The sequence below is a fragment of the Tychonema sp. LEGE 06208 genome (assembly GCF_015207505.1).
Taxonomy (GTDB): domain Bacteria; phylum Cyanobacteriota; class Cyanobacteriia; order Cyanobacteriales; family Microcoleaceae; genus Microcoleus.
Genome location: NZ_JADEWT010000004.1, coordinates 108,278 through 116,295 on the forward strand (window position 1 = coordinate 108,278; position 8,018 = coordinate 116,295).

9 protein-coding genes are annotated in these 8,018 nt (G+C 45.8%); all 9 read right to left on the reverse strand.

What is annotated here, in order from left to right; all coding sequences use genetic code 11:
• Positions 1–56: 56 nt before the first annotated feature.
• Complete coding sequence (locus IQ263_RS02195) at positions 57–2,684, reverse strand: cation-translocating P-type ATPase (protein WP_194065969.1); 2,628 nt, start codon at positions 2,682–2,684, stop codon at positions 57–59.
• A 61-nt stretch (positions 2,685–2,745) separates the two neighbouring features.
• Complete coding sequence (locus tag IQ263_RS02200) at positions 2,746–3,150, reverse strand: hypothetical protein (protein ID WP_194065970.1); 405 nt, start codon at positions 3,148–3,150, stop codon at positions 2,746–2,748.
• A 349-nt stretch (positions 3,151–3,499) separates the two neighbouring features.
• On the reverse strand, positions 3,500–4,303 hold the full coding sequence (locus tag IQ263_RS02205; protein ID WP_228049734.1) for a potassium channel family protein: 804 nt from the start codon (positions 4,301–4,303) through the stop codon (positions 3,500–3,502).
• A gap of 5 nt (positions 4,304–4,308) precedes the next feature.
• On the reverse strand, positions 4,309–4,620 hold the full coding sequence (locus IQ263_RS02210; RefSeq protein WP_194065972.1) for a chaperone modulator CbpM: 312 nt from the start codon (positions 4,618–4,620) through the stop codon (positions 4,309–4,311).
• The gene (locus tag IQ263_RS02215; RefSeq protein WP_194065973.1) at positions 4,617–5,588 is read right to left on the reverse strand and encodes a DnaJ C-terminal domain-containing protein; all 972 of its coding nucleotides are present in this window, start codon (positions 5,586–5,588) and stop codon (positions 4,617–4,619) included. Before IQ263_RS02215 ends, IQ263_RS02210 begins: the two co-directional genes overlap by 4 nt.
• A gap of 194 nt (positions 5,589–5,782) precedes the next feature.
• The gene (locus IQ263_RS02220) at positions 5,783–5,965 is read right to left on the reverse strand and encodes a class I fructose-bisphosphate aldolase (RefSeq protein WP_228049735.1); all 183 of its coding nucleotides are present in this window, start codon (positions 5,963–5,965) and stop codon (positions 5,783–5,785) included.
• Between the two features lie 303 nt (positions 5,966–6,268).
• Positions 6,269–6,799 carry a DUF3122 domain-containing protein gene (locus tag IQ263_RS02225; RefSeq protein WP_194065974.1) on the reverse strand — a complete coding sequence of 177 codons (531 nt, stop codon included), beginning with the start codon at positions 6,797–6,799 and terminating at the stop codon, positions 6,269–6,271.
• Between the two features lie 133 nt (positions 6,800–6,932).
• Positions 6,933–7,244 (reverse strand): rhodanese-like domain-containing protein, encoded by a 312-nt coding sequence (locus tag IQ263_RS28140; RefSeq protein WP_228049736.1) that lies wholly within the window; start codon positions 7,242–7,244, stop codon positions 6,933–6,935.
• 232 nt (positions 7,245–7,476) lie between these two features.
• The gene (locus tag IQ263_RS02235; RefSeq protein WP_194065975.1) at positions 7,477–7,842 is read right to left on the reverse strand and encodes an HPF/RaiA family ribosome-associated protein; all 366 of its coding nucleotides are present in this window, start codon (positions 7,840–7,842) and stop codon (positions 7,477–7,479) included.
• Between the last annotated feature and the right edge of the window lie 176 nt (positions 7,843–8,018).

An 8,018-nucleotide genomic window follows, 5' to 3' on the forward strand; every position in this document is an offset into this window, starting at 1 on the left:
TTTAAATTTTATATAAGCAACCTTTGCTGCTAGAACTAATGTTTGACCGTCTCTGACTATGGCCTAATTTTTGTAGTTTGCTTTAACAGTTCAAACCAAAGCAAGCTAATCAATCCACCGCCCAAACAGATAGCAAGATCGATCGCACTTAGCAGAGAAAAGCTGAACAAATGACGCAAAAACGGGACATACAGCACCAACCCAAGGAACAACAGTCCCCCACCAAGCACCCACCACAGGGCAGGATTTGGGGATTTCAGTATTTTAAAGCTGAGGCGCGAGGTTGAACCTTCGCTCAAAATTAGTCCTAAATTTGCCAAAATCAACGTCGTAAACGTTAACGCCCGGGCTTCAAATTCGCCTTGTCTGCGATATAGGGCGATCGCAAAAATCGCCAGTACGATCGCCAAAATTCCGCCCCCTTGCAACACAGCCAAGCCCAGCGTTTTCTTGCCAAATAAAGGTTCTTTGGGGTTGCGGGGAGGGCGCTTCATCACCGTTGTTTCTGCGGGTTCGGCTTCTAAAACGATCGAGCAAGCTGGATCGATAATTAAATGTAAAAATGCCACATGAACCGGAAGCAATACTAACGGTAACTTAAACAATACTGGAATCAAAGACATTCCAGCGATCGGGATATGAATCGCAATCAGATATGACATGGCTTTGCGGAGATTATCAAAAATTCTGCGCCCCAGTTTGACCGCTTGGACGATCGACGAAAAATCATCATCCAATAATACCAACGCCGCAGATTCACGGGCCACATCCGTTCCTCGCTCACCCATCGCAATCCCGATTTGAGCAGCTTTGAGAGCAGGAGCGTCATTCACGCCATCTCCCGTCATTGCAACGACTTCACCCTTGGCTTTCAAAGCATTAACTAACCGCAATTTTTGTTCGGGAACGGCTCGTGCAAAAATATTTGTACTTTGAATCCGCTGCTCTAATTCAGCATCGCTCATGCCATCTAATTCTGCTCCGGTGATAATTGCTCCCATCTGCATCAATCCAACTTGACGGGCAATACTTTGAGCAGTTTCTGGATAATCACCTGTAATCATCACGACTCGAATCCCTGCGGTATGACATTCTTGAATCGCCGCCGCCACGGTTGGACGTACTGGATCGGACAGTCCAACTAATCCGATAAATTGAAACGGAAAGTCATGTTGTTTTTCGGGCAAATGATTAGGATTGAGCGACGGATGAGGCGGCAAAAATGGCGGCGGCGCACCAACAATAGACGCTTTGGCAACGCCTAATACCCGCAATCCTTGACTTGCCATTGCACTGACTTGCGCTGCCATAATTTTCTGCTGTTGGGGCGTGAAATGGCAGAGATCCGCCATCGCCTCCGGTGCTCCTTTTGCCGCAACTTCATACAATTTGCCATCGGCTGACTCCCAAACATGAGACATTGCCAGTAGATGCGGTGACAGCGGATATTCTCGCAACAGTTTCCAATCGCTGTGCAAATGTTCGGTATGCGCCAGATAGCGATCGCCCAATTCCTTAAACGCTTTTTCCATTGGATCGAATGGATCTCTTTGGCTCGCCAGAATACAGAATTCGACTAATTGATGAACTGCTTCTGGGAGTGCCTCTGATGAATGCAATCCCAAATCATAAGGCTGAGGATTTTCTGCCTGGTTGTAGGATAACAACTGCTGCACAGCCATCTGATTCTGAGTCAATGTCCCGGTTTTATCCACGCACAAAACGGTTGCGGAACCTACGGTTTCAACGGCTGAGGCGCGGCGTGCTAAGACATGATTCTGAGAAATCCGCCAAGCTCCCAAGGCTAAAAAGATTGTCACGACAACCGGAAATTCATTCGGCAAAATTGCCATCGCTAACGTAATGCCGGCGAGAATTCCTTTAAGCCAATCTCGTGTCGTGAATCCATAAATTACAACAATTGCCACACACAGCGATAAAGCGATGCCAAACAAACGACTAACCAAGCGATTCATTTCCTGTTGCAAGGGGGTCGTTTCTGGCTTGATTTTTTGCAAAGCCTTGCCAATCTTGCCCATTTCTGTTTGAGGGCCGATCGCCTTAACTTGAGCAATTCCCTGTCCCTGAACCACCAATGTGCCAGAATACACAAACGGCAATTCATCGCCTCCCGGACGCGCCATCTCCACGTTACCCACAGCGGTAACTTTGCGAACGGGTAGCGATTCCCCGGTTAATAACGACTCATCGGTTGAGAGATTTGTGCAAGATAGGACGATCGCATCCGCAGACACTCGATCGCCTTCAGCCAGCACTAAGAAATCTCCCCGAACCACTTCTCGCCCCGCAATCCGTTTTCGTTCCCCATCCCGAATCACCAAGGCGCGAGGACTGGAAAGATCGCGCAAGGCTTCTAAGGCGTGTTCGGTTTTGCCTTCTTGATAAAGGCTAATTCCGGTGATAAAAAAGACGAAACCTAGCAAAATCAAGGCTTCTTGTAAGTCGCCTAAAATCCAGTAAATGATACCACCGCCGACTAGCAAGAGAAAGATCGGATCTTGAACTGTATTCCAGGCGATCGATAACAGATTGCGAGACTGAGCCGAGGGGAGTTCATTGTAGCCGTCATCTTTGAGTCGGGCGATTGCTGTCGCAGACGGCAAGCCGTTCGCGTCTTTTTCAGATAAGCCAGTTACGGTATTGATCTCAACTGGTGAAACCATAATCTTGCTTTTTGATAATAAACATAAAAAACAGGTAAATTCGTCTTGATACTGCCGATTGCTACGTGGTAAAGTGCTGTCGAATCTTCGCCGCAATCTGATAATCAGTCATTTTGTCAACTGTTTCAATACCTACAACGCGACCACTGAGGTTATTTCTTTCAAGACGTTCTTTTAGTTCATCTTTTGCCTCACCCGGCCCAAATATCAGAATAGATTCTGCATCACGAATATACGCAATGACCTCATCGTAGTAAATATTGAGTTCTCCCGTAAAAGTTCTCTGGCGGCTATTATCAGCGGGAATCTGACGCGATTCATAAGTGCCCTTAAGAGGTGAATCACCAGAACGCCGAGGCTGTTTTTCTACGTCAGAAATTATCTCTTTTATCTCTTCTCCTTTCTCCGTAATCGCCACGACAGTAGCTTTCCTATGGTCAATCCACAGCCCTACTTGTGTTTTCATTTATATCTCCTTTGTTAACGAGTTCCACCTAATGTGTACTATGCAAAATTAATTTTGCTTTTTTAAATTCTGTATCTTTGATTGGATTAGGCACAGAAGCAAATGAGTTGTGACAATAATTTTGGTTGTGCTTATGAATGGGTTTAAGTAAATACACTTAACCCCTTAACTTCAATCATTATTGGGCAAAGCTTGTTAAAGAATAAGTTGAAGTGACTAATATGGCGATGGTTTTGCCACTGCAATGTAGTTTACGAGCAGCCTACCCTTTATAATTGGCGAGGGTATCGTTCTTAAGGAATAGTTTTTATGAAAGCAGGGTTTTATTTAATTTCCGATCCTTAACAAGTTATTGCTTTAAATCTCGTTGTGCTAAGGCTTGAACCTCAGTTCGCAGTGCGGAGATTTCTGCTTGTAGAGCTTGAATTGATTTTGCACCTGCTAGTTCTGCTTCATCATCCTCAGCATCCTGACCTACAAAGAATGTTGCTAGCATTGCTGTCGCATAACCACATACTGCGATCGCATACAACCCCAGTAAAAAACATAGCACCCGCCCTTCCGGTGTTTTCGGAAAGTAATCAGATCCAATCGTGGTCATCAGCATTGCCGTCCACCACAGCGCAGTACCATAGTCGGTGATATTGCTATTAGGAAGTTCGCGCTCAAACGCATAAATTCCAGCCGCTCCAACTAAGATAACGATCGCAGTTAATCCCATCACATAGCCAAACCCTCGACGCTGAACACTTACAGCGAGTAATCGCATTCCTCTGTTAGTTCGTGTCATCATTCCCAACAACTGTAACCCTCGAACCGCATGAACCGATCGCAAAGACTGTATGAATCGCACAATCCGAAGGGTTCGTAGCGCTGGGATGAACAGTGAGAAGGCAATTAACCAGTTGTGCTTGAGGTAAGAAAGTTTGCGAGGAGCGAGGAGAAATTTGATGCAAAAATCCACGATCAAGACAATCCAAATGGTAATGCCGATCGCTTCTAAAAGAGGATTTAGTCCCCAAACAAGCTCAACGATAAACAGTCCTAACCAAGCAAAGCTCAGCACTAGCATCGGCATTTCTAGCCAATCTTCCCACTGTTGCAGCATTTCGCTGCGCTCCCGATCTAATGTCGGCTTTTCAGTTAGGTTCATATACCTCATAACGCATTTGATGGATGAGATTGATACGCCCTAAGTTGTGCTCGTAATTGGGCAATTTCAGTCGCCATATCTAACACCATTGCGGCTCCGACTAAGTTCAGTCCCAAGTCTTGACGCAACCGCTGAATCTGAGCAATTCTAGCAATCTCGCGGGAATGCAGCAGGTCGCCAATTGGTTCGATCACACCTAATTCAACATAAATTTTCACTAGCGTAATTGAAGTTTCAGTTACCAATGCAGCATATTCAAAGGTGTAGAGTTGTTCACCTTCGGGTGAAACCACAATTTTTGAAAGGCTAAAGCTCATAACTTAATTTCCTCTAACTGGATACGCGGATTAAAACTCGTATTTGCTTGGATTTTTTCGTAGCATTCTTCCTCGATCTCATTCAGGTCTTTCGGAGTGACTATCTGAAGTTTAGCTAATAAGTCACCTCGTCCTCCTTTTGGCAACGTCCAACCTTTGCCGCGCAGTCTTAATGATTGTCCCGATCGCACTCCTTTGGGTACTTTCATTGTAACGCTACCATCGGGAGTTGGCACGCTGATTTCTGCCCCTAAAACGGCTTCATCGGGGCGAATTGGAATGTCACAAACGAGGTCATCACCCTCGAATCGAAAGAAAGAATGGGGCAAAATCTCGATAGTTAAATACAAATCGCCGCGCTGTTGAGAGAATGGACTAGGACGACCTTTACCTTTGAGTCGAATTCGACTACCGGGTTTTGCGCCTGCGGGAATGCGGACGTTGATTGTTTCATCGTCGAGTTGTAGCCGTTTCTGGACACCGTGAAATGCTTCCGAAAATGTGAGTGCGATCGCAGCTTCGGTATCCGGCGCGGGCGCTTGAGAACGAAATCCGTCCCCAAAATCATTAAAACCATTGGTCGCAGTTTGATAGTTCTGAGTTCTACGTTTCGATCCACCTTTCATTCCCCCCAGCAAATCGTTGATAAAGGAATCAAAGTCCTCGTAGCGATCGAAGTCTTCCGCCGAAACATTAGTTCCTCTAGGAGTTGGCGCTTCAGTGTATCCCGGCTGATTCCAATGTTGACCAAAGCGATCGTACTTTTGCCGGTTCTCTGGATCGGAAAGTACCTCATTTGCTTCGTTCAAGTCTTTGAACTTTGCCTCTGCATCTTTATCCCCAGGATTGAGGTCAGGATGGTACTTGCGGGCCAGTTTGCGGTAAGCCCGTTTGATTTCTTCAGGAGTTGCAGTTTTGCTCACTCCCAGGATGGCGTAATAGTCTTTAAAATCCGTTGCCGTTGGCATCACTGACCTCTCAATATGTAATGCTGCTATCTGAAATACTATCTGAAATGCTAAAAATGATGATTCATCTAAACTTAATTTGAATTCAAAAAAATGACTTATAAACTAGGTGGGAGTTGTCACTTATCCAGAATTTCGGGAGCGTGAATTGTTCATTATTTTGTCCTAGTTTTTCCATAGTCCCTTAATTGTTTTCAGGCTCCCATCTCCTCCATCGCGACCTTGTATTCGCCACGACGCGCCGCCCAATTGCACTTAGCTCGATGCAACAAAGCCTGCTGTGCGTTTGACACATTCGCCTCTTTGCCTTGCCAAAGCTCTAACGCTGGTTGCTGGATGGCGCGGGCAAAGGAAAACGCTAATGCCCAGGGGAGCATCTCACTTTTGCAGCCAAGCTAGAAATTGGAGGTAGGAGACAGGAGACAGGAGGAAAGAGGAAGAAAGAAGGAGTCAAAAGAAGTCTTTTTACAAATATGAGATGCTCCCAAATTTATTGACTATTTATATCTAGTTCGTGGATGGGTTGCAGCAACTCTTTGGCATCCTGTCCACGCAGTCCTAGCGCCAGCAATTTTTCGACCGTTTGTCGAACCAAATTCTTTAACCGAATCGGATTTTGCTGGGTTTCGATTCCTAAACCTCTCAGTCAATTTTTTGCTCAAGTTTGTATCAGGTTTTAATCAATGGCTAATCAGGGTTTGCCATTCCTGAATTGCAGCAGAGGGAACAGATAAGCTGACGGATTCACCGTCGATGGTTGGTAATGTCAGTTGCAGGGGAATCTCCGCTTGTAACTGAGGTAGGGCAAGCTGAATATCATATTCTGCGACATTCGCTGGGGCTGGTGTGTCCTGAGAAATTTCGCTAGAAATATCCTTGGCGGTTAGAGTTTCGCCCATAGATGTTGTCAAGGTAAGCGGTTGAGTGCGATCGAATTCCACCGCACCAGGAAAGCCCACGACGCGCAGAGAGAGACTAGAACTACCTTCGGGATGGATGCGCTTAAAGGCGATCGCCTGCCAGGAATTTCCGTTCCGATCTTGCAGGGTTTGCCGGGATTGGTAGAGCATTTGCCCTGGATATTCTTCGATTTGCGTCACAGATGCAAAAGCGGGTAAGGGAGTCCAGACAACCAGTGAAATGCAGATTAAAGCAGCTAGCAGCCAGGGCAGCGGGTGAATTTTCAACCCGTTAAAGCAGATAGAGTTCATCACAAAAATCCTCTTAAAGTAAGTTAAAAGCTTTGGCAATTGCAGAGTAAAAATTCGGAATTTTAACTAGAAGCGATCGCTTCTCCTGCGGTTTTCCAACCTGCTTTCGCTAGGTGGAAACCCCTGGACATTATCATAACCCAATAAGTGCAGTGTCATTACTCCCATTGCCGCTCGATAACCGGCGGAACAGTACAGCACATCGCGAGCGGTCGTGCGGAATTTGCTCCAGATTGTGCGCCAAGGTTTGGAGGGGAATATTGATGGCATCAGGTATATGTCCAGACTTATACTCAGAGGGTTCTCGCACATCCACCAACAGGGTTTGAGGGCTCTTTAATTGTTTTTTTAACCCTTCGACATTGGCGATCGTGTAATAGCCTGGTGGAATTGATGTGAGAAAGCGATCGATTGTTGATTCCAGATTTACGGTTTTTTCAGACATTGTTTGCATCTTTTCTTGAAAGATTGGTTCAGTTTCTGCGATAGTTGCTGCGAGGATCGGGTTTTGCCCAATGCCAACCAAAAAACAAAAACATAGTGCAAAACCCAGCAATATCGTCTGAATTGATTTCTTAAAGCTCATGGATTTCTCCTAAACTCCTAGTGAAAATTTGAGCCGATTCGATCTATTTCCTTTCAGGTCTTGTGCATTCATCTCTGACTCCTGGGAAAATTTATTGACTATTAACTGAGCTAGACAGAGGTGGGTCAGTTCTGTGATTTTCTTGGTGGTGCAGCCGTCCAAGCGTGTGCTCGATCAATCTGGTCAATTTATCGGCAGCCCCGTCAACGGCTTGGTCTAAGGTCGCTGCCTGATGTGTGACCGCGAGGGGTTGGTGTCCTTTGAGGCGGGCTTCGATCGTGCAGCGCATATCGTCATCGCCGCCCTTCTTGTCGCTGTTCTCATCGCTCAGGTGAACATCAACGTGAGTGATGCGATCGCCCAATCGGCTTAGACTCTCTGCAACTACACCACTAACCTGAGTGGCTAGTGCTTTGTCACCTTCGATGTTGTGGCCGGTATGAATTTGGATTTGCACGATGTTCTCCTGTTGTAATTGTGATTGGCTTAATATTTAGATGGAATGACTAGGGCGTCGGTTCAGTATTAGGAGTTGACAAAAAAAGGAATTTATGAAATTAGCCAGTGCATGAGTTCGACTCTATGCCTGGTGTAATTGGTCGAACCTTATCCATTCGAGCAATGACATGAAGA